Origin of the sequence: Cupriavidus campinensis, from assembly GCF_905397395.1 — a bacterium.
In the GTDB taxonomy this organism is placed as follows: domain Bacteria; phylum Pseudomonadota; class Gammaproteobacteria; order Burkholderiales; family Burkholderiaceae; genus Cupriavidus; species Cupriavidus campinensis.
Genome location: NZ_CAJPVH010000015.1, coordinates 1 through 22,430 on the forward strand (window position 1 = coordinate 1; position 22,430 = coordinate 22,430).

19 protein-coding genes are annotated in these 22,430 nt (G+C 66.2%); 10 read left to right on the plus strand and 9 right to left on the minus strand.

Annotation, left to right across the window (positions count from 1 at the left end; translation table 11 throughout):
• Window positions 1-50: 50 nt before the first annotated feature.
• The 7 genes from KHO18_RS11220 to ppc form a co-directional block, all read right to left on the minus strand.
• Window positions 51-623, minus strand: a complete 573-nt coding sequence (locus KHO18_RS11220) for a hypothetical protein (RefSeq protein ID WP_211943190.1) — start codon at window positions 621-623, stop codon at window positions 51-53.
• Between the two features lie 21 nt (window positions 624-644).
• Window positions 645-1,211 (minus strand): hypothetical protein, encoded by a 567-nt coding sequence (locus tag KHO18_RS11225; protein ID WP_211943191.1) that lies wholly within the window; start codon window positions 1,209-1,211, stop codon window positions 645-647.
• Window positions 1,192-2,445: a PAAR domain-containing protein gene (locus tag KHO18_RS11230; RefSeq protein WP_211943192.1), complete on the minus strand. Its 1,254-nt coding sequence runs from the start codon at window positions 2,443-2,445 to the stop codon at window positions 1,192-1,194. Before KHO18_RS11230 ends, KHO18_RS11225 begins: the two co-directional genes overlap by 20 nt.
• Window positions 2,446-2,627: 182 nt before the next feature.
• Window positions 2,628-4,349, minus strand: a complete 1,722-nt coding sequence (locus KHO18_RS11235; RefSeq protein ID WP_211943193.1) for a TRAP transporter large permease — start codon at window positions 4,347-4,349, stop codon at window positions 2,628-2,630.
• A gap of 12 nt (window positions 4,350-4,361) precedes the next feature.
• Window positions 4,362-4,961 (minus strand): TRAP transporter small permease subunit, encoded by a 600-nt coding sequence (locus tag KHO18_RS11240; RefSeq protein WP_144197967.1) that lies wholly within the window; start codon window positions 4,959-4,961, stop codon window positions 4,362-4,364.
• A 266-nt stretch (window positions 4,962-5,227) separates the two neighbouring features.
• Window positions 5,228-6,643 (minus strand): argininosuccinate lyase, encoded by a 1,416-nt coding sequence (gene argH / locus KHO18_RS11245; protein WP_149135361.1) that lies wholly within the window; start codon window positions 6,641-6,643, stop codon window positions 5,228-5,230.
• 133 nt (window positions 6,644-6,776) lie between these two features.
• A complete protein-coding gene (gene ppc / locus KHO18_RS11250; RefSeq protein WP_211943194.1) occupies window positions 6,777-9,806 on the minus strand; it encodes a phosphoenolpyruvate carboxylase in 3,030 nt (1,009 codons plus the stop codon).
• A 133-nt stretch (window positions 9,807-9,939) separates the two neighbouring features.
• On the opposite strand from ppc, the gene hemC reads away from it, so the two are divergent.
• The 3 genes from hemC to KHO18_RS11265 are packed head-to-tail and all read left to right on the plus strand — an operon-like array spanning window position 9,940 to window position 14,262.
• Complete coding sequence (gene hemC, locus KHO18_RS11255; protein WP_144197970.1) at window positions 9,940-10,935, plus strand: hydroxymethylbilane synthase; 996 nt, start codon at window positions 9,940-9,942, stop codon at window positions 10,933-10,935.
• A 10-nt stretch (window positions 10,936-10,945) separates the two neighbouring features.
• Complete coding sequence (gene hemDX, locus KHO18_RS11260; protein ID WP_144197971.1) at window positions 10,946-13,069, plus strand: fused uroporphyrinogen-III synthase HemD/membrane protein HemX; 2,124 nt, start codon at window positions 10,946-10,948, stop codon at window positions 13,067-13,069.
• A gap of 2 nt (window positions 13,070-13,071) precedes the next feature.
• Window positions 13,072-14,262, plus strand: coding sequence for a heme biosynthesis protein HemY (locus KHO18_RS11265; protein ID WP_144197972.1), 1,191 nt, complete (start codon window positions 13,072-13,074; stop codon window positions 14,260-14,262).
• A gap of 57 nt (window positions 14,263-14,319) precedes the next feature.
• Here the strand turns inward: KHO18_RS11265 and KHO18_RS11270 are convergent, their stop codons facing one another.
• A complete protein-coding gene (locus tag KHO18_RS11270; protein ID WP_211943195.1) occupies window positions 14,320-15,900 on the minus strand; it encodes a cryptochrome/photolyase family protein in 1,581 nt (526 codons plus the stop codon).
• Between the two features lie 63 nt (window positions 15,901-15,963).
• Here KHO18_RS11270 and KHO18_RS11275 point away from each other — a divergent pair, with 63 nt between their 5' ends.
• From KHO18_RS11275 to KHO18_RS11305, 7 genes are all read left to right on the plus strand, one after another.
• Window positions 15,964-16,671: a pseudouridine synthase gene (locus tag KHO18_RS11275; protein WP_144197974.1), complete on the plus strand. Its 708-nt coding sequence runs from the start codon at window positions 15,964-15,966 to the stop codon at window positions 16,669-16,671.
• A 91-nt stretch (window positions 16,672-16,762) separates the two neighbouring features.
• Window positions 16,763-17,335 carry a YqgE/AlgH family protein gene (locus KHO18_RS11280; protein ID WP_092290645.1) on the plus strand — a complete coding sequence of 191 codons (573 nt, stop codon included), beginning with the start codon at window positions 16,763-16,765 and terminating at the stop codon, window positions 17,333-17,335.
• On the plus strand, window positions 17,328-17,765 hold the full coding sequence (gene ruvX / locus KHO18_RS11285; RefSeq protein WP_144197975.1) for a Holliday junction resolvase RuvX: 438 nt from the start codon (window positions 17,328-17,330) through the stop codon (window positions 17,763-17,765). The genes KHO18_RS11280 and ruvX overlap by 8 nt, the downstream gene beginning before the upstream one ends.
• On the plus strand, window positions 17,762-18,286 hold the full coding sequence (pyrR, locus tag KHO18_RS11290; RefSeq protein WP_144197976.1) for a bifunctional pyr operon transcriptional regulator/uracil phosphoribosyltransferase PyrR: 525 nt from the start codon (window positions 17,762-17,764) through the stop codon (window positions 18,284-18,286). The genes ruvX and pyrR overlap by 4 nt, the downstream gene beginning before the upstream one ends.
• Before the next feature lie 61 nt (window positions 18,287-18,347).
• Window positions 18,348-19,319: an aspartate carbamoyltransferase catalytic subunit gene (locus KHO18_RS11295; RefSeq protein ID WP_092290639.1), complete on the plus strand. Its 972-nt coding sequence runs from the start codon at window positions 18,348-18,350 to the stop codon at window positions 19,317-19,319.
• A gap of 40 nt (window positions 19,320-19,359) precedes the next feature.
• A complete protein-coding gene (locus KHO18_RS11300; RefSeq protein ID WP_144197977.1) occupies window positions 19,360-20,634 on the plus strand; it encodes a dihydroorotase in 1,275 nt (424 codons plus the stop codon).
• Window positions 20,635-20,679: 45 nt separating this feature from the next.
• Complete coding sequence (locus tag KHO18_RS11305) at window positions 20,680-21,495, plus strand: lysophospholipid acyltransferase family protein (protein ID WP_211943196.1); 816 nt, start codon at window positions 20,680-20,682, stop codon at window positions 21,493-21,495.
• Between the two features lie 37 nt (window positions 21,496-21,532).
• On the opposite strand, the gene KHO18_RS11310 is transcribed toward KHO18_RS11305, so the two are convergent.
• On the minus strand, window positions 21,533-22,381 hold the full coding sequence (locus KHO18_RS11310; RefSeq protein WP_211943197.1) for a symmetrical bis(5'-nucleosyl)-tetraphosphatase: 849 nt from the start codon (window positions 22,379-22,381) through the stop codon (window positions 21,533-21,535).
• Window positions 22,382-22,430: the final 49 nt, after the last annotated feature.

Below are 22,430 nucleotides of genomic sequence, written 5' to 3' on the forward strand. Positions count from 1 at the left end.
TTGCGAGGCGTTTTTTTGTTGGCGTCCGTATCACTTCACTTTTTGTGGGTTCATTGCGGCGCAGGGCAACTTTTGATGGCGGCTTGAAACGCCTTGTCGTAGTCCACGTAGGTTTCGGGGTCGTAGGGGATAATGTGTAAAGTAAAGCCTTCAGATTTTCCGTAGTAACTGATGGATTGATCGACGTTCACGGCCCAAAATCTGCCTGCGTGCTCGGCTATCAAATCGAATCCGTGAGAGCTCAGAACGCTATTCTCATCAAGCGCAGAGAAGCGATAGCGCAGAGGCTTATACCAGTCGGGCACGCTGGTAATCGCCGCCAACGCCTCCTTGGCGGGTTGTTCATCCGCCTTCTTTAGATACCCGTTCCAGATGGCGAATTTCTCGGTGCTTTCCAGTTCGGAATATGGGACTGGCAAGGGATCACGGCTGATCAATCGAGAGCCACCACAGTGAAATACCCAAAGGCCCGTCTTCACAAAGTCGTCAGCGTAGATCACCACGCCGTTGCCGAAATCGCTGTTATATTTGCTCGTCATCATTTCAAATCCACAATATCCCGGAACCAATGCGACGGCTGCTGCAATCCAGAAGAGCTTACTTCGGAAGAAATTCAATGTCATAAAGCGTCGCTTTATGTGGATTCATTGTGGCGTAGGGCAGCTTTTGATGGCGGCTTGAAACGCCTTGTCGTAGTCCACGTAGGTTTCGGGGTCGTAGGGTTCGATAGACAAGGTAAAGCCCTGAGTCTTGCCGTAATAGCTGAGAGATTGGCGGACTCTCACCCCCCATGACCGGCCAGCATGTTCGGCTATCAGATGGAATCTGTGGGCGCTCAAGCCGCTGTTATCGTTAAGTCCAGAATAGAGATAGCGCAGGTGCCTATACCAGTGGGGAACGCTCGTAATGGCCGCCAGCGCCTCCTTGGCGGGTTGTTCATCCGCTTTGCTTATGGGGGAATTCCATATCTTGAACTGCTTGGTGCGTTCCAGTTCGTCGAAAGGGACCGGAATCGGTTCTCGGCTGATCAACCGAGAATGGCCGCAGTGCAGCACCCATAGCCCCGTATTTACATAATCGTCGGCATAGATCACCACGCCGTTACCGAAATCGCTGTTATATTTGCTCGTCATCATTTTAAATCCACAATATCCCGGAAACAACGCGACGGTTGCAGCAATCCAGAAGAGCTTATTTCGGTAGAAACTCAAAATGACCTCCTGGTACGCCAAAGGGAGTCCCGCCGGAGATTACGGGATGACTCGCGCCACTGGTCTGATAGGTAAATTCGTGGTGCTTGTTGGATTTTTGTCGCTCCGCATCCAGCGCAACCCACTGCTTGCACCACGCTTCCGCGGGCACTGCGTTACCGGTGTTTTTGCACAATTTTCCCAATTGGCGCTCTTCGAACGTCCCCCAGGTGTTCTTGTAATCCGACCTGCGAATATAGGCGCGCACCTTCACTCGCAAATGGTTAGCCAGCAATTGCGCCAGGCTTTCATTGGTTTGCGGAAAGAATTGGACACCTTCCTCGATCGGGTAATCCGGGCGATTGCCCATACCGGTCCGGCAGGCATAGCTGTCGACCCGTGCCGAGCTGGAGAACGCCGACTGGGAAATCTTCTGGCAGTTCAGCACATCGAGAGACATTCGCGCATCGTCGCCGAGCTGATAACCGAAAGCGATGCGTTGAGGCACGCCATGACTGAACAAGGACAGGCGCTCGATCGGCGACTGCTTCCGGTCCTTGCCATGGTTCAGATATTGAATCAGCGCATCGGCGCTCGTTACGCGAACAAGAGCCGCCCCATAGACATCGGCCGACTTCGCCGCAGCTTCTAGCATGGCTTCGCTATACGCCGGCGTGAACAACACCAGCGTCCTTGTCGATGCGGCCTTGTGGCGCCTGAATTCGGCCAGCTCGCGCACGGCCTGACCGATAAACATCATCTTGTTACCTGAACCCCGGTCGTGCTGGCTCCCGGCGACCGCGATCCATTCGGGCGTCGATGAAGCGGCGATATTCCCGGGGCGCATCAACAATGCCCCCGCCATTGCGGCACGCTGCTCCAGATGCGGATCGGCCAATAGCGCGGCCATCAGCGATCGATTCACCAACCCACCCGGGTGCACGGCGCCCATCTTGGCAAAGTCGACGACGACATGGCTAGCCGTACCGCCCCAAAGGAAGCCTCCGGCCGTATCGAAGCTGCCTGAGGTGATGGTCCCGCCGTGAGTGGTCGGGCTGCCCGAATAGGCCAACGGCAAATTGCCGACGGTGATGGACGGAAAGCCTGCAGTCAGGACTGCACCGCAGGCGCAGGCGTCGCCAACGCGCGCGGCGCCAAAATGATTGACGTTGGAATCGGCGGAAGCGGATGTTATGGCTGAAGTGCCATGAATTGGGCAGAGATGCATATCGCCCAGTCGAGCGACAGGGAGCATGCATGTTTCCTCGTTGGCAGTTCGACGGAGAGCATCGACACTACCGAATCCACGCATGCCAACTATTGCTTTTGCTCAACTTGCTCCGCACCAAAAACAAAACCCCACACTCCGGAAAGTGTGGGGTTCGTCAGTGCGCCGCGACCTCGTGAAGGCGAGGCACACGCGTCAGCTGCGCACCGCTACTTTTTCTTCTCGAACTCGAACTGCGGCGCGGCCGGTTCGCTGTCCTGCGACGGTGCTGGCAACTCCAACTGCCCACTGCCCGAGGCACCCGGCGCTGGTGCCCCCGGGGCCGGGGAGGCCGGTGCCGATGGCGCCGCAGGCTGGCGGGATTCCAGGTCGATACTCAGGTCACGCGTGATGCTGCGGTCCTGCTGGACCACCTTGCCGGTGCTGACCAGCCCCGGGAACACGATGATCAGCGCCACCATGACCAGCTGGATCACGACGAATGGCACCGCGCCCCAGTAGATGTCCGTGGTCTTGACCTCGCGCGGCGCCACCGAGCGCAGGTAGAACAGCGAGAAGCCGAACGGCGGGTGCATGAACGAGGTCTGCATGTTCACTGCCAGCAGCACGCCGAACCAGATCAGGTCGATGCCGAGCTTGTCCGCCACCGGGCCCACCAGCGGCACCAGGATGAACGCCAGCTCGAAGAAGTCCAGGAAGAACGCCAGCAGGAAGAACAGCACGTTCACCGCGATCAGGAAGCCGGTCTGGCCGCCCGGCAGCGCCGTCAGCAGGTGTTCCACCCAGAGGTGGCCGTCCACGCCATAGAACGTCAGCGAGAACACCCGGGCCCCGATCAGGATGAAGATCACGAAGGCCGACAGCTTCAGCGTGGACTCCATCGCCTGCTTGGTCAGGCTCAGGTTCAGGCGTCCCTTGATCATCGCCAGCACCAGCGCGCCGAGTGCGCCCATGCCGCCGCCCTCGGTGGGGGTGGCAATGCCGAGGAAGATTGTGCCGAGCACCAGGAAGATCAGCGCGAGTGGCGGAATCAGCACAAACGTGACCTTTTCCGCCATGTTCGACAGCAGCTTCAGGTTCAGCGTCCTGTTGATTACCGCCACGACGAAGGCGAACAGGATGGCCGCGCCCACCGAAATCACCAGGCGTTCATCCAGCGGCGCCTCGGGCTTGTAGAGCTTGTCGACCGCCACGCCCACGGCGATGGACAGCACGGTCAGCACCAGCACCGAGCGCGAGCCGGTGGCCCCGCTGGACTCGCGGAAGGTGCGCGCCTCGATCGGCAGCGCCGGCGCGGCGGCCGGGCGGATCAGCGTCACCATCAGCACGTAAAGCATGTACAGGCCGGTCAGTACCAGGCCGGGCACGAACGCGCCCTTGTACATGTCGCCCACCGAGCGGCCGAGCTGGTCGGCCAGCACGATCAGCACCAGCGACGGCGGGATGATCTGCGCCAGCGTGCCGGACGCCGCGATCACGCCCGAGGCCAGCCGCTTGTCGTACTTGTACTTCAGCATCAGCGGCAGCGAGATCAGCCCCATCGAGATCACCGACGCCGCCACCACGCCCGTGGTGGCCGCCAGCAGCGCCCCAACGAAGATCACCGCGTAGGCCAGCCCGCCCCGGATCGGCCCGAACAGCTGGCCGATGGTATCGAGCAGGTCTTCGGCCATGCCTGACCGCTCCAGAATCAGCCCCATGAAGGTGAAGAACGGGATGGCGAGCAGGGTGTCATTCTCGATGATCCCGAACAGCCGGCTCGGCAGCGCCTGGAGCAGCGAGGGCGGCAGCATGCCCAGCTCGATGCCGACGAACGCGAACAGCAGCCCGTTGGCGGCCAGTGCGAAGGCAATCGGGAACCCGGACAGCAGGAATACGACCAGACTGGCGAACATGATCGGCGCGATGTTCGCGGCAAGGAAATGCGTCATCGTGGCGACCTCTTATTGTTTTTCCGACCGGCCGGTCGATGCGGCCTGCGCGATGGCGGCGATTTCCTCGGCCGGATCGGTCGCATGCTTGCGGAACGCCGAGAACGGCAGCAGGCCCTTCAGGTAGGCGATGCGCTTGATCAGCTCGGAAATCCCTTGCAGGATCATCAGGAAGAAGCCCGCCACGATCAGGAACTTGGCGGGCCAGCGGATCAGGCCGCCGGCGTTACCTGACATCTCGTGCCCGGCATACGACAGCCAGAAGTACGGAATCGCCAGCCAGAGGATGATGCAGCAGATAGGCAGCAGGAAGAACAGCACGCCGAAGATGTCGATCCAGACCTGCTTGCGCTCGGACAGGTGGCCTGCCACCACGTCGATGCGCACGTGCTCGTCGCGACGCAGGGTGTAGGGCGCCCCGAGCAGGAAGACCCCCGCGAACAGGTACCACTGCATTTCGAGCCAGGCGTTGGAACTGACACTGAAGCTGTAGCGAATGATGGCGTTCCCGGCGCAGATCAGCACTGCGACCAGGATCAGCCATTTCGCCCACTGCCCGATGAAATCGTTCACGGCATCGATAAGCCGCGAGATTTTCATGAGGAAAGACATGTGATCGTCCTAATGGGTACTAAGGGGGCTACTAACGGGGATACGGGGGTGGCGCGTTAGTCTACGTCCTTCGATGCACGGCTTCGCTAGGGTGAATCCCCAGTTCGTCACATTTTTGCCGCGATTTGAGGCAGGGCGCATTGCGCGAATCCCCAAAATGGTGTGCGCGGGGCCTGCGGGAGGGAGAAAGCGGGGGAGGGCGAGGGTTGGGGCGGCAGGACAGCCGCCCCGGTGCTACGAACTTCGTCAGGTCCGGGGCGGACCGATCAGCTTTGCAGCGCAGCGCGGGCGGCCTTGATGGCAGCGCGCACCTGGGCCGGCGCCGTGCCGCCGATGTGATCGCGGGCGGCCACGGAGCCTTCCAGCGTCAGCACGGCGTGTACGTCGTCGCCGATCAGGCTGGACTTGTCGCCCAGGCCCGAGACCTCGCGCAGCTCGGCCACGGTGAGGTCGGCCAGGTCGCAGCGGCGGTCGTCGCAGGCGCGCACGGCGTGGGCCACGGCCTCGTGGGCGTCACGGAACGGCAGGCCGCGCTTGACCAGGTAGTCGGCCAGGTCGGTGGCCGTGGCGTAGCCCTGCAGCGCGGCGGCGCGCATGGCCTCCGGCTTCACGGTGATGCCCGGCACCATGTCGGCAAAGATGCGCAGCGTGTCCACCACGGTGTCCACCGTGTCGAACAGCGGTTCCTTGTCTTCCTGGTTGTCCTTGTTGTACGCCAGCGGCTGGCCCTTCATCAGCGTCAGCAGGCCGATCAGGTGGCCGTTCACGCGGCCGGTCTTGCCACGGGCCAGCTCGGGTACGTCCGGGTTCTTCTTCTGCGGCATGATCGAGCTGCCCGTGCAGAAGCGGTCGGCAATGTCGATGAAGCCGACGCGCGGGCTCATCCACAGCACCAGTTCTTCGGAAAAACGCGAGACGTGCGTCATCACCAGCGCGGCGGCGGCGCAGAATTCGATGGCGAAGTCGCGATCGGACACGGCATCGAGCGAATTGCGGCAAACGCCGTCGAAACCGAGCTGGGACGCCACGAACTCCCGGTCGATCGGGTAGCTCGTGCCGGCCAGCGCGGCGGCGCCCAGCGGCAGGCGGTTGACGCGTTTTCGGCAATCGGCCATGCGCTCGGTGTCGCGCGTGAACATTTCCACATAGGCCAGCAGATGGTGGCCGAAGGTGACCGGCTGGGCCACCTGGAGGTGGGTGAAGCCGGGCAGGATGGTGTCGGCGTTCTGTTCGGCCAGGTCCAGCAGCGCGCCGCGCAGGGCGCCCAGCAGGCCGATGATGTTGTCGATCTCGCTGCGCAGCCACAGGCGGATATCGGTGGCCACCTGGTCATTGCGCGAGCGGCCCGTGTGCAGGCGCTTGCCGGCGTCGCCAACCAGCGCGGTCAGGCGGGCTTCGATATTCAGGTGGACGTCCTCGAGGTCGAGCTTCCACTCGAACGCGCCGGACTCGATCTCGCCACGGATCTGCGTCATGCCACGCTCGATCTCGGCGCGGTCCGCCTCGGCGATGATGCCTTGCTTGGCCAGCATGGCCGCATGGGCCAGCGACCCCGCGATGTCGAACAGCGCCAGGCGCTTGTCGAAGAAGACCGATGCGGTGTAGCGCTTCACCAGGTCGGACATCGGTTCGGAGAAGCGGGCGGACCAGGCTTCGCCTTTCTTGGCAAGTTGGGAGGTCATGGCAGGTGGGGTGGGGCAGGCGGAAAATCGGAAACCGCGATTATATCGCCTTGATGCGGGCGAAACCGGCTTGTCGGTACCTCCCCCTGCCAGGAAGGCACGGGGAGGCAACCGGCGTATACATCACATTCGGTCAGCCGCTGTTGCGCAGCCCGGCCGCCACGCCGTTGATGGTCAGGTGGATGCCGCGCCGCACGCGCACGTCGTCACCGTCCTTGCCAGCCCGGTAACGCTTGAGCAGTTCCACCTGCAAGTGGTTCAGCGGGTCCAGATAGGCAAAGCGGTTCTTGATCGAGCGCGCCAGCAGCGGGTTGTCGGCCAGCCGTTCGTGGCGGCCGGTGATCAGCGCGAGCATGTCGCTGGTCAGGTGCCACTCGGCGCTGATGCGCGCGAACACGCTCTTGCGCAGCGCGGTGTCCTCGCACAGCTGCGCGTAGCGGGAGGCCACGGCGAGGTCGGTCTTGGCCAGCACCATGTCCATGTTCGAGAGCAGCGTCGAGAAGAACGGCCAGCTCTTGACCATGCGGCGCAGCGTGGCCACCGTGGCCTTGCGCGATTTCTCGTCCGGCGCCTCGTCCACCAGCGCCTTGACCGCGCTGCCGAAGCCGAACCAGCCCGGGAGCAGCAGCCGGCACTGGCCCCAGGAGAAGCCCCAGGGAATCGCGCGGAGATCCTCGATCTTGCGGTTCTTCTTGTCCATCAGCTTGCGCGAGGCCGGCCGCGAACCCAGGTTCAGGTCGGCGATCTCGGTGATCGGCGTGGTGGCGAAGAAGTAATCCTTGAAGCCCGGCGTCTCGTAGACCAGGTCGCGATAGGCGGTGAAGGCGCGGTCGGACAACTGCTGCATCACGCCCTCGAACGACTCCAGGTCCTTCGGCGCGTTCTGCGTGGGCAGCAGCGAGGCCTCCAGCGTGGCCGCCACCACGGTTTCCAGGTTGCGCCGGCCGATTTCGGCATTGGCGAACTTGCTGTTGATGATCTCGCCCTGCTCGGTCAGCCGGATCTGGCCGTTCACGGTGCCGGGCGGCTGCGACAGGATGGCCTGGTAGGTCGGCCCGCCCCCGCGCCCCACGGTGCCGCCGCGGCCATGGAACAGCCGCAGCTTCACGCGGCGGGCCTCGAACAGCTTCACCAGCGCCAGTTCGGCCTTGTACAGCTCCCAGTTCGAAGTCAGGAAGCCGCCGTCCTTGTTCGAATCCGAATAGCCGAGCATCACCTCCTGTTCCACGCCATGGTGGGCGATGACCGAGTCGAAGCCGGGCAGGTCCAGCAGCGACTGCATGATGCCGGCCGCGTTGCGCAAGTCCTCGATGGTTTCGAACAGCGGGATGACCATCAGCTCCATGCGCGCCGGATCGGTCTTGCTGCCGAGCGTGCCGCGCAGCATGCCGGACTCTTTCTGGAGCAGCATGACCTCGATCAGGTCAGACAGCGTTTCGGTATGCGAAATGATGTAGTTGCGGGCCACGCGCTTGCCGTAGCGGGCGCGCAGGTCGCGCGCCATGGCGAAGATCGCCAGCTCGCTGCGCGTCTGCTCGGAATACTCGTGCCACGGCATGGTCAGCAGGCGCGGCTGGCGCAGCTCGGCCAGCAGCAGTTCGCGCTTGCGGGCCTCGGGCAGCGCGGCATAGTCGCGCTCCACGCCGGCGGCGGCGAACAGTTCGGCGATCACGGCCTCGTGGACGTCGGACACCTGGCGCATGTCCACCGAGGCCAGGTGGAAGCCGAAGATGGCGATGGCGCGCTGGAGTGCGTCGATGCGCGCCTGGGCCAGCGCCACGCCGTGGTGGGTGCGCAGGGAATCCATCACGACCTGCACATCGGCGGCGAATGCCTCGGCGTTGTCGTACGGCGCCACGTCTGCCACCGGGTGGCGCTGGGCCTCGTGGCCGGTGAGCTTCTGCGAGGTGGCGGCCAGCCGTGCGTACATGCCGATCAGTGCGCGGCGGTACGGCTCGTCGGAACGGTGGTCGGAATGGTCCGGCGAGGCATCGGCCAGCGCGATCAGCTCGGGGCTGACATCCACCATCAGCGACGACATCGACAACTCCGCGCCCAGCGCGTGCAGTTCGTCGAGATACCACCCCATGATCAGCTGCGATTGCTCGCGCGCGGCGTGCTGAAGCGTCTCTGAAGTCACATTCGGATTGCCGTCACGGTCGCCGCCAATCCACGAGCCCATCTGCAGGAACGGGGCGAGCGGTGCCGGCGCGGTGCCGGCCTTGCCCTTCTTGCTGGTCGGGAACACGGCGGCGATGTCTTCCTCCATCTCGGCCATCAGGCGCGGAATGCCGTGCAGGAAGGTGGTGCGGTAATAGGAGAGGGCGTTCTCGATCTCGTCCACCACCATCAGGCGGTTGTTGCGCAGCATGCGGGTCTGCCAGAGCGTGGTCACGCGGGCGCGCAGTTGCGCCGTGTTGTGGTCGCGCTCGCGGGCGGTCATCGGCAGGTCGCGCTCGGCCAGCAGGCGGGCGATTTCGCGCTCGGCGTCGAGAATACTCTTGCGCTGCACCTCGGTCGGGTGGGCGGTCAGCACGGGCACGATCAGCGCTTCGTCGAGGAACTTGCGCAGCTGCTTGCCGGTGACGCCGGCGGCGTCGATGGCTTCCAGCGCGCGGGCCAGGCTGCCCGGCTGCGGCGGCGAGCCGGCCAGCGCATGCACGCGGCGGCGGCGATTGTGGTGCTGGTCCTCGGCGATATTGGCCAGGTGCGAGAAATAGCTGAAGGCGCGCACCACCTGATTGGTCTGGTCGCGCGACAGCCGCTTGAGCAGGCGGTCCAGCTCGGCGCCGGCGGAGCGGTCGTTCTCGCGGCGGAAGCGCACGGCGGTCTGGCGAATCGTCTCAACCAGATCGAACGCGGCCTCGCCCTCCTGCTCGCGCACGCAGTCGCCCAGCAGGCGGCCCAGGAAGCGGATGTCCTCGCGCAGCGGCAGGTCCTTGTCGGCGGTACGGCGCGCGGGCGAGGCCGCGGCGGCGATGGCCGCATCGGCGACCGTCGCGCCATTGGCGGCCACCACGGCCAGCTTGGCACGGGCGGCGCGCGGCTTCGCTGGGGCGGCGGAAGTGCCTTTCGCTTCACGCGGAACGGGGTTTGACTTGGTGGACTTGCGGGCAGGGGTGGTACGGGTGCGGCCCGATGGGCGCGCGACGGGCTGGGTCATGCAGTCATCTCCTCTGTCTTTTATAGGGTGCCGGTCGCCTTGAAGGCGCCCTGGTCATGTCCGATGCACAGCGAAGCGATTTCTGGCGCATTCCGGGGCCTGAGGCCGCCGGGGTGCGTGCTAACATGCGCGCATGCAAGCACCTGCGTCTCCGTCTTCTTCGTCCGCTGCCGTATCCCGCAGCATGCCGCACAAGCTCGTGATCGCCTCGCGCGAAAGCCGGCTGGCGATGTGGCAGGCTGAACATGTACGTGCTGCGTTGCAACAATACTATCCCTCGTGCGATGTGTCTATTCTCGGCATGACGACAAGGGGTGATCAAATTCTCGACAAGTCCCTGTCCAAGGTAGGCGGCAAGGGGCTCTTCGTGAAGGAACTGGAGGTGGCGATGGCCGAGGGCCGCGCCGACCTTGCCGTGCATTCTCTCAAGGATGTGCCGATGGAGCTGCCCGCCGGCTTCGCGCTCACCGCCGTGATGGAACGCGAAGACCCGCGCGACGCGCTGGTCTCGTCGCAGTTCGCCTCGCTGGACGTGATGCCGCCCGGCACCGTGGTTGGCACGTCGAGCCTGCGCCGCGAGGCCGCCCTGCGCACCCGCTATCCCCATCTGGTCATCAAGCCGCTGCGTGGCAACCTCGACACTCGCCTGCGCAAGCTGGACGCCGGTGAATTCGGCGCGATCATCCTGGCTGCGGCCGGGCTGAAGCGGCTGGGGCTGGGCGAGCGAATCCGCGCGCTGATCGAGCCGGAGGCCTCGCTGCCTGCGGCCGGACAGGGCGCGCTGGGCATCGAGATCCGTTCCGATCGCCCCGAACTGGCCGCGTGGCTGGCGCCGCTGAACCATACCCCGACGCTGCTGGCGGTGTCGGCCGAGCGCGCCGTGTCGCGCCGGCTGGGCGGCAGCTGCCAGGTGCCGCTGGGCGCCCATGCCCGCTGGCGTGGCGATGCCCTGCAACTCGATGCCTTCGTGGCGCTGCCGGACGGCAGCCGCGACGTGCGTGCGCACGCAGCCCTCGCGGTGGACACCCTGGACGCAGCCGAGCAGCTCGGCGCGGCGGTGGCCGGCGACCTGCTCGCGCGCGGCGCCGAAGACGTGCTGGCGGCGCTTGCTGCGGCGGGTCCGACCTGAGGCGCGCGCGATGCCCCGCCCGACCGTCGTAGTTACGCGACCTGCCGGGCAGTCCCGGCAACTGACCGAGGCGCTCCAGTCCGCCGGACTGGACGTGCTCGGCTTCCCCCTGCTCGCCATCGGCCCGCCTGCCGACGACGCCGCGCTGCGTGCGGCGCTGGCCCGGCTCGCCGACTATGCGCTGGTGGTCTTCGTCAGCCCCAATGCGGTGTCGTTCGCGCTCGATGCGCTGGCGCACGTGCAGAACGCGCCGGCGCTGCCGCAATGGCCGGCCGAGGTGCCAGTGGCCGTGGTGGGGCCGTCGAGCGTGGCCGCGCTGGCCGAACGCGGCATTGCCGCGCCCGCCTATCGTGTGATTGCCCCGGCCGGGGCGCATGGCAACGCCGAAATCCACAACGAACCGGCGCGCTTCGATTCCGAGGCGCTCTGGTCCGAACTCGACACCACACCCGGCGCGTTCTCGGGCCAGCGCGTGCTGATCGTACGGGGGAACGGCGGGCGCGACTGGCTCGGCGACCGCCTGCGCGATGCCGGCGCCACCGTCGATGCCGTGGAGGCTTACAGCCGCACGCTGCCGGAACCCACGGCCATGCAATGGCAGGCCGTGCGCGACAACCTGAAACCGGGCGCGCCGCCCTGCGCATGGCTGTTGACCAGTTCCGAAGCCGTGCGCAACCTCGACGCGCTGGCCCGGTTGCACCTGTCGCCGCAGGAACACGAGCGTCTGAAGCAGATGCAGTGCATTGCGCCGCATGCGAGAATTGCCGCGCAGGCGAACGCGCTGGGCTTCGCCCATGTGCTGCCCGCCGCGCCCGGCGACGCCGGCCTGCTGGCCGCCTGCACGCAGTGGGCCGATGCCCACGCGGGGCCGGCGGAGGCGCTGGCCCGCCCAGATACATCCGACACCCCGGTGGTGGCCGTCGCCCCGACGCCAGCCCCGCGCGCGCCGGTTCCAGATTCCCCGTCAACGAAGGTTGATCGCGTGACGCCAGACACTACGTCCTCCTCCTCATCAGCCTCCGCAGCCGCCGCGGCATCGGCCCCGCCGCCGCACGTTGCGCCGCCCACAGGCGCTGCCGCCAGTGCTCCCGCTGGCTCCGCTGCCCCCGCCTTCAGCGCACCGCGCCGCATGAACCCGTGGTGGATCGTCGCCGCCGTGATCGTGCTGGCCACCGCGGCGGGCTTCTGGTGGCTGCAACTGCGCGTGGAACACCTGACCCAGGAGCTGGCGCGGCGCCAGCAGAACAACGACGCGCTGGTCCAGGAGACCCGGGTGCTGTCGCGCAACGCGCAGGAAACGGTTAAGGAACTCCAGGCCAAGGTCGGCGCGCTGGACGGCCAGGTGGTCGAGACCCGCGACAAGCAGGTGGCGCTCGAACAGGTCTACCAGGACCTGATGCGCAACCGTGACGACTGGGAGATCGCCGAGATCCAGCAGTTGCTGACCAACGCCGGCCAGCAGCTTCAGCTCAGCGGCAACGTGCAGGTGGCGCTGGCTGCCCTGCAAAGTGCCGACGCCCGGCTCGCGCGCGCCGACAAGCCGCAGTACAACCAGCTGCGCCGGGCCCTCGCGCGCGACATCGCCCGCATGAAGGCCGTGCCGGATACCGACCTGACCGGCGCCGCGATCAAGCTCGATGAATCAATCAACCAGATCGACGTGCTGCCCCTGCTGTCCGGTGAGCGCATGCTCGACCGCACGCCGGGCGAGAGTGGCAAGCCGGCCAGTGCGGCGCAAGCATCACAAAATGCCCAGCCGGCGCCCGAAGCCGGCAACGCCTTCACCCGCCTCTGGCACTACGTGCTGGGCGAGATGGGGCAGGTGATCCGCATCCGCAAGGTGGACGACGCCAACGCGCTGCTGCTCTCCGGCGACCAGGGCTGGTTCCTGCGCGAGAACGTGAAGCTGCGGCTGCTCAACGCGCGGCTGGCGCTGCTGTCGCGCAACGAGCCGGTATTCCGCAATGACCTCGCCGCCGCCCAGGCGCTGATTTCAAGATATTTCGATACCCGCTCGCGCCGCGTGCAGGGCGTGCTGACCCTGCTCAAGCAGGCGCAGGCCAGCGCGGTCTCGGTGTCGCTGCCGACCATGGCCGAGAGCCTTGGCGCGCTGCGTGCCCTGAAGAAGGAGTAGCCATGCGACTTCTGTTCTGGGTAGCGGTCCTGTTCGCCGGCGCCGTCGGGCTGGCGCTGTTCACGCAGTTCAACCACAGCAACGTGGTGCTCTTCTACCCGCCGTACCGGGTGGAAATGTCGCTGAATCTCACGCTGGCGCTGCTGTTGCTGCTGTTCTTCGTGGTGTGGACGATCCTGACCACGTTCCGCCACCTCTCCGAAATGCCGCGCCGCGCCGCCGCTTACCGCGAACGCAGCCGCATGAGCAAGGCGCAGGCCGCGCTGCGCGAGTCGATCGAAAACCTGTTTGCCGGACGTTTCGCCCGGGCCGAGCGCGCCGCGCGCGACGCCCAGGCCTGGCCGGAACAGGCGCAGACCGCCGCCCTGGTGGGCGCGCGGGCCGCGCACCGGATGCAGGAATCGGAACGCCGCGACGCGTGGATGGCGCAGGTCACGGACCCCGAGCGCGCCCAGGCGCGGCTGGTTTCCATGGCCGAACTGCTGGTCGATGCCCGTGACGCCGAGGGCGCGCTGGAAACCATCGCCCAATTGCAGTCACAGGGTGGGCGGCAGATCCACGTGCAACGGATTGCGCTGCGTGCGCACCAGCATCTGAAGAACTGGACGGAGGTCCTGCGGCTGGCGCGCTCGCTGGAGAAGCGCAACGCGCTGCACCCGGTGCTGGCGCTGCGGCTCAAGCAGCTTGCCGTGGAGGCGATGCTCGACGAGCGTCGCCATGACGCGGAAGGGCTGTACCACTTCTGGCGCTCGCTGTCGCCCGATGAGCGGCACGCGGTGCGCATCGCCGAGCCGGCGGCGCGCTACTTTTCGGCGCTGGGCCGCCAGAACGAGGCGCGGCGCATTGTCGAGGAAGCGCTCCGGGTCAACTGGGACAGCCGCCTCGTGCAGCGCTACGCCGAATGCGCCGAGCGCGGCAAGGCCCTGCCGCAGATCCAGCAGGCCGAGAAATGGCTGACCGAACATCCGGTCGATGCGGATTTGTACTACACGCTGGGCGTGCTGTGCCTGGGCGAGCAGCTCTGGGGCAAGGCCCAGTCGAACTTCGAGCGCGCGTTGAAGTACGCCGATCCCGAATCGCAACGCCGCCTGCGCGTGCGCACCCACCTGGCGCTGGCCCGGCTGTTCGAGGAAACCGAACGCCCCGAGGATGCCCAACGGCATTATCGGGAAAGTGCGATGTTGGCGGCCTGAGCCGCCAACCCACCCAGTTCTCTCGCCGGTCTCTCTCAGTTCTCTCTCAGTTCTCTCTCAGTTCTCTTCTTCGGCCAGCTTTGCCCGGGCGGCCGCCTTCGCCTTCGGCGTCTTGACCACCGCGTAGCGCGCCAGCGTCTCTTGCCGGGCGATGTCGTGCTGCACGATCGGCCTCGGATAATGCTCACCCAGCTTCACGCCCGCCGCCGCCAGCACATCGTCTGGCGCGGTCCACGGCGCGTGGAGGTACTTGTCCGGCAGGCTGGCCAGTTGCGGCAGGTACTTGCGGATGAACTTCCCGTCCGGATCGAACTTTTCCGATTGCGTGACCGGGTTGAAGATCCGGAAGTAGGGCTGCGCATCGCAGCCCGTGGAGGCCGCCCACTGCCAGCCGCCGTTGTTGGCTGCGAAGTCGAAATCGTTGAGCTGGTCGGCGAAATACTGCTCGCCGCGCCGCCAGTCCACACCCAGATCCTTGACCAGGAAGCTTGCCGTCACCATCCGCAGCCGGTTGTGCATATAGCCGCTCTGGCGGATCTGGCGCATCGCCGCGTCCACCAGCGGATAGCCGGTGGCGGCATCGCACCATGCCTGGAAGTAGCCCTCGCCGGTCTGCGGGGCGACCCAGCGCAGGCCGTCGTACTCGGGGTGGAACGACTTGCCGTCGGCCACGCGCGGGTGGTGATGCAGGATCATGAAGTAGAAGTCGCGCCAGATCAGTTCCGATAGCCATACCGCCGCCCCGGCGCTGGCGGCGCCGCCGCGCAGCACGGTTTCGTGGGCGGCGCGGGCCAGGGTGCGGATCGAGATCGTGCCGAAGCGCAGGTGCACGGACAGGTAGCTCGGCCCGCGCAGCGCAGGGAAGTCGCGGCGCTGGCCGTAGTCGCCGATCCGGGCCAGGAATTCGTCGAACAGCGCATGGGCGCCGTCCGAGCCGGTCGGCATGGCGATCTCGGCGAGGTTGCTGGGCGCGAAGCCGAGTTCGGCCAGCGTGGGCAGGTCCCGGGCATACCGTGCCGGCACCGGGGCCAGCGCGCGGCGGTACTTATCCACAGGGTAGGGGCGCAGGTCGAACGGCTGCACCGTGCGCAGCCACGCGTTCTTGTAGGGCGTGAACACGGCGAATGGCGCGCCCTGGCCGTTCAGGACCTCGTCGGCCTCGAAGATGACCTGATCCTTGAAGGTGAACAGGAGGCGGGCGTCGGCGGCCAGCGCGTCGCGCACGGCGGCATCGCGGGCGTTGGCGGACGGTTCGTAGTCGTGGTTGGCGAACACCGCCTCGGCTTCCAGGGCGGCCGCGAGTTGCGGGATCGCCTCGCGCGCCATGGCATCGAGCACGATCAGACCGCCGCCCCATTGGCTCAACGCCGCGTGCAGCGGGGCCAGCGAGCGCAGGATGAAGTCGACGCGCCGGTCCGCCTGGAGGCCCCGTTCCAGCAGGGAATCGAGGATCTCGCGGTCGAAGACAAACACGCACCATACCTGTCGGCAGTGCTTAAGGGCATAATGCAGCGCCGCGTGGTCGTCGGCGCGCAGGTCGCGCCGGAACCAGACCAGGCCGCGTTCGAAGCGTTGGTCGACACGATACGGCGCGCGGCCGGCGGCATCCGCTGATTGGGGCTGGGACGATCTTGGCATCGTCGTACCCTAACATATGGATACCCCGGCATCACATCCGCATTTCAGAGCATTCCCATGGCCATGACACTCGATCGAATTCTGCAATCCCAAGGCTTCGGCACGCGCCGTTATTGTGGCGACCTCGTGGCCGCCGGGCTGGTCGAGGTCAACGGCGAGCTATGCGAAGACCCCGGCGCACGCTTCGAGGTGGATGGCCTGCAGCTCACCGTGGACGGCGAGGCGTGGCTGGCCTGCACCAAGGCCTACCTGATGCTCCACAAGCCCGCCGGCTATGAGTGCTCGCAGCGGCCGCGCCACCACGAGAGCGTCTACAACCTGCTGCCGGTACCGCTGCGCCAGCGCGAAGTGCAGGCCGTGGGCCGGCTCGACCACGACACCACGGGCCTGCTGTTGCTGACGGACGACGGCCAGTTCATCCACGCCCAGACCTCGCCCAAGCGCAAGGTGCCGAAGTTCTACGAGGTGACCACGGCCGAGCCGGTAACCGAGGCGCAGGCCGAGGCACTGCGCACCGGCGTGAAACTCGACGACGAACCGGCCCCGATCGCCGCCGAAGGCTGCGAAATCACCGGCGAACGCAGCCTGCGACTGACCCTGATCCAGGGCAAGTACCATCAGGTGAAACGCATGGTGGCCGCCGCCGGCAACCACGTGAGCGGGCTGCACCGGAGCGCCATCGGCCGCCTGCAGCTCGACCCGGCACTGGCGCCGGGCGAATGGCGCTGGCTCACGGCGGAAGACCTTGCCGCGCTGAAGCCGGCCGACTGACGGGCCGTATCGACGAACCTCCGGTGACGGATGCTGCGCAGGCCGGCAGAAAGTTTCGGGCCGACCGGCGGCGATTTGATAAAATGCAGCCATGGCGACGCCCGAAGCTCCAATCAATCTCACGAATCAGTTCCTGATTGCCATGCCCGGCATGGCCGACCCGACTTTTTCGGGTTCCGTGGTCTACCTTTGCGAGCACAACGAACGTGGCGCGCTCGGCCTGGTCATCAACCGGCCGATCGATATCGACATGGCCACGCTGTTCGACAAGATCGATCTCAAGCTCGAAATCCAGCCCGTGGCCCATCAGCCTGTCTACTTCGGCGGCCCGGTACAGACCGAGCGCGGCTTCGTGCTGCACGATCCGGTCGGTGTCTATGTGTCGTCGCTGGCGGTGCCGGGTGGGCTCGAGATGACTACCTCCAAGGACGTGCTCGAAGCCGTGGCCAACGGCAGCGGGCCGCACCGGTTCCTGCTCACGCTGGGTTATGCCGGCTGGGGCGCCGGGCAGTTGGAGGAAGAATTGAGCCGCAATGGCTGGCTGACCGTCCAGGCCGATCCCGAGATCATTTTCAGTGTGCCGCCCGAAGAGCGGTTCGCCGCCGCAGTGCGCCTGCTGGGCATAGATTTCACGATGCTCTCGGGCGAGGCGGGGCATGCCTGACCAGGCGGGGCGCGCGACGCCCCCGGACGGCACCGTCCTCGCCTTCGACTATGGCGAGAAAAAAATCGGCGTGGCGCTTGGCAATTTCATCACCCGGCAGGCTCGCGCGCTGACCATTCTTCCCAATGTGACCGTGGAAGGCCGCTTCGAGGCCGTGGGCGCGCTGGTGCGCGACTGGACCCCGGTGCAGTTCGTGGTGGGCATGCCGGTCAACCCCGAAGCCGGCCCCGACGACGCCGAACAAGCTTCCATGCGACTTGCACGCCGCTTTGGCAACCAGTTGAACGGCCGTTTCGACCTGCCGGTGGCCTTTGTGGATGAGCGCTACAGCTCCCGCGCGGCCGCCATGGCCGGGGCGAAGCGCGGCGCGCTGGACGCCGAGGCCGCCCGCATCATCCTGCAACAGTATTTCGACGAGCTTCCGCTATGACCCAGACCTCCACTCCCGACGCCGAGGCGCTCTACCACGCGCTGCGCGACCAGGCCCAGGCGCTGATGCCGGCGGCCGAGCGCGCCAAGTGGTCCGTGGCCGGCATCTACTCCGGCGGCGCCTGGATTGCCGAGCGCCTGGCAGCGGACCTGAAGCTCGACAGCCACGGCGTGATCAACGTGGCCTTCCACCGCGACGACTACGCCAAGAAGGGCCTGCACAGCCAGGCCCAGCCGACCACGCTGCCCTTCGACGTGCAGGACCGCAACATCCTGCTGATTGACGATGTGCTGGCCACGGGCCGCACGATCCGCGCCGCCGTGAACGAATTGTTCGACTACGGCCGCCCGGGGCGCGTGGCGCTGGCGGTGCTGGCGGACCGTGGCGGCCGCAACCTGCCGATTGCCGCCGACTTTGCCGCGGCCACCATCGAACTGCCCCAAGACAAGACCCTGGTGCTGTCCCGCCAGGGCGAGGGTGCCGCCACGCGCTTCGCCTTCGCCACCGAAGCCCGTGCCTGACCGGCCCCGACCCGATACGCCGCAAGCCACCCAGACCGACCCTGCCCGCGCCCGACCTGCCATGACCAAGATGTTCCGCAACCCGCAGCTGACCAAGAATGGCGAACTGAAGCACCTGTTGTCGATCGAGGGGCTGTCGCGTGACATGATCACGCACATCCTCGACACCGCCAGCCAGTTCGTCTCGCTCTCCGACTCGGACCGCGACGTGAAGAAGGTGCCGCTGCTGCGCGGCAAGAGCGTGTTCAACCTGTTCTTCGAGAACTCCACGCGGACGCGCACCACGTTCGAGATTGCCGCCAAGCGGCTCTCCGCCGACGTGCTGAACCTGAACATCAACGCGTCATCCACCAGCAAGGGCGAATCGCTGCTGGACACGATCAACAACCTCTCGGCGATGTCCGCCGACATGTTCGTCGTGCGCCACGCCAGCTCGGGCGCGCCGTACCTGATCGCCGAGCACGTGGCGCCGCATGTCCACGTGATCAACGCCGGCGACGGCCGCCACGCACACCCGACGCAGGGTTTGCTGGACATGTACACGATTCGGCACTTCAAGAAGGATTTCACCAACCTGACGGTGGCAATCATCGGCGACATCCTGCATTCGCGGGTGGCGCGCTCGGACATCCACGCGCTGACCACGCTCGGCGTGCCGGAAGTGCGCGCGATCGGGCCGCGCACGCTGCTGCCGTCCGGGCTGGAGCAGATGGGCGTGCGCGTCTTCCACAACATGGAAGAGGGCCTGAAGGGCGTGGACGTGGTGATCATGCTGCGTCTGCAGAACGAGCGGATGAGCGGCGCGCTGCTGCCGTCCGCGCAGGAGTACTTCAAGGCGTACGGGCTGACGCCGGAGCGGCTGGCGCTGGCCAAGCCCGATGCCATCGTCATGCACCCGGGACCGATGAACCGCGGCGTGGAGATCGACTCCGCCGTGGCCGATGGCTCCCAATCGGTGATCCTGAACCAGGTGACTTTCGGCATCGCCGTGCGCATGGCCGTCATGGGCATCGTCGCCGGTAACAACGACTAAGACGCGCCTCCCAGAACAACCGAACGCCAAGCGACAGAACATGAAGATTCACATCCAGGGTGGCCGCCTGATCGACCCGGCCGCGAACCTCGACGCCGAGCAGGACCTGTTTATCGCCGCCGGCAAGGTCGTCGGCGTAGGCCGCGCGCCGGCCGACTTCAACGCCAACAAGACGATCGACGCCCGCGGGTTGATCGTCTGCCCGGGGCTGGTGGACCTCTCTGCGCGGCTGCGCGAGCCCGGTTATGAATACAAGGCGACGCTGGAATCCGAAGTGGCCGCCGCCACCGCCGGCGGCGTGACCAGCCTGGTCTGCCCGCCCGACACCGACCCGGTGCTGGACGAGCCGGGCCTCGTAGAAATGCTGAAGTTCCGCGCCCGCACGCTCAACCAGACCCACGTCTACCCGCTGGGCGCGCTGACGCTGGGCCTCAAGGGCGAGATCCTGACCGAGATGGGCCAGCTGACCGAGGCCGGCTGCGTCGGCTTCAGCCAGGCCGAGATGCCGATCCGCAATACCCAGGTGCTGCTGCGCGCGATGCAGTACGCGCAGACCTTCGGCTACACGGTGTGGCTGCGCCCCGAGGACCCGTTCCTCGGCGGCGGGGTGGCGGCAAGTGGCGCGGTGGCGTCGCGGCTGGGCCTCTCGGGCGTGTCGGTGATCGCCGAGACCGTGCGCCTGCATACGATCTTCGAACTGATGCGCACCACGGGCGCGCGCGTGCACCTGTGCCGGCTGTCGTCGGCTGCCGGCCTGGAACTGGTGCGGCAGGCGCGCAAGGAAGGGCTGAGGGTGTCGTGCGACGTCAACATGCATCATGTGGCGCTGACCGACATGGACATCGGCTTCTTCAATAGCCAGATGCGCTTCTCGCCGCCGCTGCGCAGCGCGCGGGACCGGGATGCCATCATCGCCGCGCTGGCCGATGGCACCATCGACGCGCTGTGCTCGGATCACACCCCGGTGGACGACGACGAGAAGCTGCTGCCATTCGACGAGGCTTCGCCCGGTGCCACCGGCCTGGAACTGCTGCTGCCGCTGACGCTGCGCTGGGCCAACGAGCACAAGGTGCCGCTGGTGAAGGCGCTGGCGCGCATCACGAGCGAGCCGGCCCGCGTGATCGGCCTTGGTGCCGGCACGCTGGCCACCGGCAGCGCGGCCGATGTCTGCGTGTTCGACCCGAAACAGGTGTGGAAGGTGGAGCGTAGCGCGCTGAAGAGCCAGGGCAAGAACTCGCCGTGGCTCGGCTACGAGATGGAAGGGCGCGTGCGCATGACACTGGTTGGTGGCCAGATCGTGCACGAAGCGCGCTGATCTGCGCGGATCTTCGTCGATCACTATCATCTGAGAGCCCCTGCGATGATCTGGTTACGCAAGACGCGGCTGATCCTGCTGATGCTGCGCGGCATGCTGATCTGCGCCACGGTGTTCCCGTGGGCCAGCGTGGCGATGCGCGAGCGGCTGATCCGCAACTGGTCGCGCAAGCTGCTGAAGCTGTGCGGCGTGGAGGTGGAAGTGCAGGGCCTGGCGCCCGGCCAGGCCGCGCCGCGTGGCGCGATGATGGTGGCGAATCACATTTCCTGGCTCGATATCTATGTGATTCATAGCTGGCATCCGGCGCGCTTCGTGGCGAAGTCCGAGATCCGGAGCTGGCCGGTCGTTGGCTGGCTATGCGAGAAGACCGGCACGATCTTCATCGAGCGTGGACGCAAACGCGACGCGCACCGGGTGCTCCATCACATCACCGAGGTGATGCGCGATGGTGACTTGGTGTGCGTGTTCCCGGAGGGGACGACGACGGATGGGACGGAGGTGCTGCCGTTCCATGCGAATTTGATGCAGGCGCCGGTTTCGGGCGGGTTGCCGGTGCAGCCTGTGGGGCTGCGGTATCTGGACGCGGCCACCGGCGAGCCGACGGCGGCGCCGGCGTATATCGGCGATTTGTCCCTGCTGGACTCGCTCGACATGATATTGCGGTCGCCGCCGATCAAGGCGCGGCTGACGCTTGGGCCGCAGCTGATGGCGCAGTCGGCCAGCCGGCGGGAGTTGGCGGAGTCTGCGCGGGAAGTGGTTGTTCACCTCGCACAGGGGACGCCGGAGGCTGCCGTCGCCGTGGCTGACCGGCTTCACCAGCCCGCGCCGGCACTGGCGCCGGTGTCCGCTGCCATGAACTGAGGTTCACGGCTTCCCCGCTGGCGCGGGGCTGACGGACTCAGGCGAGCGGATCAGAATACTGCGGGCAATCGACCTGGACGATGGTCCGGTCCGCCGGATCGGATGCGAGTCGGGCGGCCGTCAGCTTGCCACCCCAGACACAACCGGTATCGAGCGCCATGAGGTTGGGCCGCGTCACCAGTCCGAGCGTGGACCAGTGGCCGCAGACCACGGTGACATCGGCGGTACGGCGGCCGGGCACATCGAACCAGGGCATGACGCCGTTTGGCGCGCCGCCCGGACCTTCCTTGGTTTTCAGATCCATGACCCCGTCCGCGGAACAGAAGCGGAGACGGGTGAGGGCGTTCACGACCACGCGATGGCGGTGGATGCCGGTCAGGTCGTCTTGCCAGCGGTCCGCGGCGTTGCCGAAGACATTGCCGAGGAAGTCTTGCCAGTTGGGGCCTTGCAGTTCCGCTTCCACTTCGCGCGCGAGATCGACGACCTGTGTCGCGGTCCATTGCGGCAGGACGCCCGCGTGGACGATCAGGAAGTCATTCTCCAGGATCGCCAGCGGCTGATGGCGCAGCCATATGAGTAAGTCATCACAATCGGGGGCGGCGAGGATGTCGTCCAAGGTGTCCGATTTGCTCTTCTTGCGCACCCCGGCAGCGACGGCAAGCAGATGGATGTCGTGGTTGCCCAGCACGGTCTGGGCGCGTGGGGCCATGTCCCGGACCATCCGAAGGGTTTGGAGCGAGGCGGGGCCCCGGTTGACGAGGTCACCGACGAAGCGGAGGGAAGCCGTCGACGGAAGTTTGGCGAGGAGAGGGGGCAGGGACGGTGCGCAGCCTTGGAGGTCGCCAATGGCGAACGAGGTGTCTGTGGGTGCTGGATTAACAGGCATCGAGAATTTGCCACATTTGGGAGGGGTGGGCGCAAAGTGCCAGAATAAG

Coding starts and splice junctions, on each gene's coding strand:
- KHO18_RS11220 (WP_211943190.1), bottom strand. CDS start 623: ATGACATTGAATTTCTTCCGAAGTAAGCTCTTCTGGATTGCAGCAGCC.
- KHO18_RS11230 (WP_211943192.1), bottom strand. CDS start 2,445: ATGCTCCCTGTCGCTCGACTGGGCGATATGCATCTCTGCCCAATTCAT.
- KHO18_RS11235 (WP_211943193.1), bottom strand. CDS start 4,349: ATGACGCATTTCCTTGCCGCGAACATCGCGCCGATCATGTTCGCCAGT.
- KHO18_RS11240 (WP_144197967.1), bottom strand. CDS start 4,961: ATGTCTTTCCTCATGAAAATCTCGCGGCTTATCGATGCCGTGAACGAT.
- argH (WP_149135361.1), bottom strand. CDS start 6,643: ATGACCTCCCAACTTGCCAAGAAAGGCGAAGCCTGGTCCGCCCGCTTC.
- ppc (WP_211943194.1), bottom strand. CDS start 9,806: ATGACCCAGCCCGTCGCGCGCCCATCGGGCCGCACCCGTACCACCCCT.
- hemC (WP_144197970.1), top strand. CDS start 9,940: ATGCAAGCACCTGCGTCTCCGTCTTCTTCGTCCGCTGCCGTATCCCGC.
- hemDX (WP_144197971.1), top strand. CDS start 10,946: ATGCCCCGCCCGACCGTCGTAGTTACGCGACCTGCCGGGCAGTCCCGG.
- KHO18_RS11265 (WP_144197972.1), top strand. CDS start 13,072: ATGCGACTTCTGTTCTGGGTAGCGGTCCTGTTCGCCGGCGCCGTCGGG.
- KHO18_RS11270 (WP_211943195.1), bottom strand. CDS start 15,900: ATGCCAAGATCGTCCCAGCCCCAATCAGCGGATGCCGCCGGCCGCGCG.
- KHO18_RS11275 (WP_144197974.1), top strand. CDS start 15,964: ATGACACTCGATCGAATTCTGCAATCCCAAGGCTTCGGCACGCGCCGT.
- KHO18_RS11280 (WP_092290645.1), top strand. CDS start 16,763: ATGGCGACGCCCGAAGCTCCAATCAATCTCACGAATCAGTTCCTGATT.
- ruvX (WP_144197975.1), top strand. CDS start 17,328: ATGCCTGACCAGGCGGGGCGCGCGACGCCCCCGGACGGCACCGTCCTC.
- pyrR (WP_144197976.1), top strand. CDS start 17,762: ATGACCCAGACCTCCACTCCCGACGCCGAGGCGCTCTACCACGCGCTG.
- KHO18_RS11295 (WP_092290639.1), top strand. CDS start 18,348: ATGACCAAGATGTTCCGCAACCCGCAGCTGACCAAGAATGGCGAACTG.
- KHO18_RS11300 (WP_144197977.1), top strand. CDS start 19,360: ATGAAGATTCACATCCAGGGTGGCCGCCTGATCGACCCGGCCGCGAAC.
- KHO18_RS11305 (WP_211943196.1), top strand. CDS start 20,680: ATGATCTGGTTACGCAAGACGCGGCTGATCCTGCTGATGCTGCGCGGC.
- KHO18_RS11310 (WP_211943197.1), bottom strand. CDS start 22,381: ATGCCTGTTAATCCAGCACCCACAGACACCTCGTTCGCCATTGGCGAC.